Raw genomic sequence first — 1,279 nt, 5'->3', positions numbered from 1 at the left:
GCTGCTGCTGCTGCTGTCGGTGCCTTCCGGTTTCAGAGCCCCCTTTTGTGATGCCTCGATGTCTATCCCTTCGGCCCGGATGGTGGCGAGGAAGGCATGGGCAAACAGCGAGAGGGTGATGTGACGGTACCAGCCGTGCCAGCTCCTCACCTCGTAGTGGGCCAAGCCCACTTCCCCTTTTGCCTCCTCAAAGCCTCTCTCCACCCGCCACCTCATGCCGGCCACCGTCGCCAACTTTTCGAGTGTTGTGCCCTCGGGGGCGAAGACCGTGTAGGCGGTGAGTTCATCCGGATCCTCGATGGAACGGCGCACAAGTAGCCACCGCTCGAATCCTTCTTGCATGGGCGGGTTTAGCGGCAGCCTCAGCCAGTCATAGAGACGAGGACCTTTGGAGCCCTCCCCGGCCGAGAGGCGCCTCCACCCTCCCCCGGCTTCTTCTAGTGACAGCTCTCCTTGTCGCAGGGATTTGAGCACTGTGCTTACCCGGTGCTGGTAGAAGCCAGCCCACACATGAGCCTTGCCTGAGAGCGCCAGCACGTAGGGCTGCTCCCTCTCTTCGAGGAACATCCCAAGTCGCCTGGTGTCGCCGTAGACGGAGTCGGCCACTACCCACGCCGCCTTCACTCCCGCACCAAGAGCCCTCTCAAGCATCTCTTTTGCCAGTTGGGGCTTGGTGCGCATCTCGACCCGTTCTGGCACTCCGGTCCTCTTGCGGCGCTCCTGGTCATGAGCCCACTCTTCGGGCAGGTACAGCTCCCGGTCGATGAAAGCCTGGCCCCTACGGGAGGCGTAGGCCAAAAACACCCCAATCTGGCAGTTCTCCGTCTTGCCGGCGGTGCCGGTGTACTGGCGCTTGACCCCGACGCTGCCCTCGCCCTTCTTTAAGAAGCCCGTCTCATCGATGATGAGGGCCGCATCTTCATCACCGCCCAGGTGTTCGAGTACGTACTCCCTCAAGTCGTCTCTGACCTTATCGGCATCCCAGTTGGCTCGTCCCAGGAGATGCTGAATACCATAGGGCGTGGCGTTCCCCACCACCTCGGCCAGTTGCCAAGAGTTCTTGCGCTCTGCGGTAGAGAGCAGCCCACGAAGATAGGCCCGCGCCCGGCCCCGTACCTCAGATCGGGCGAAGCGCGGGGCGATCCGCTCGCTCAGCACATTCAACTCCTCGATCCACGAGCGCACCGTCTTTCGATCCACCGGGTGTCGCACCATGTCCGTCCTCCTTTAGCAGGAGTGAGCATGATGCCAGAGCATACCACTATCTACAACTGTAGTA

Annotated in this window: 1 protein-coding gene; it reads right to left on the bottom strand. The window is 61.7% G+C overall.

The genetic code is table 11. The features are described 5' to 3' along the window. The coding region (locus tag E0L93_RS11945; protein ID WP_243638216.1) for an IS701 family transposase at nucleotides 1-1,215 on the bottom strand (1,215 nt) is incomplete at its 3' end. Nucleotides 1,216-1,279 lie beyond the last annotated feature (64 nt).

Source organism: Rubrobacter taiwanensis (genome assembly GCF_004337705.1).
GTDB classification, from domain to species: Bacteria; Actinomycetota; Rubrobacteria; order Rubrobacterales; family Rubrobacteraceae; genus Rubrobacter_C; species Rubrobacter_C taiwanensis.
The sequence above is the reverse complement of the archived record's forward strand: the minus strand, read 5'-3'. Positions and strand labels throughout refer to the sequence as shown.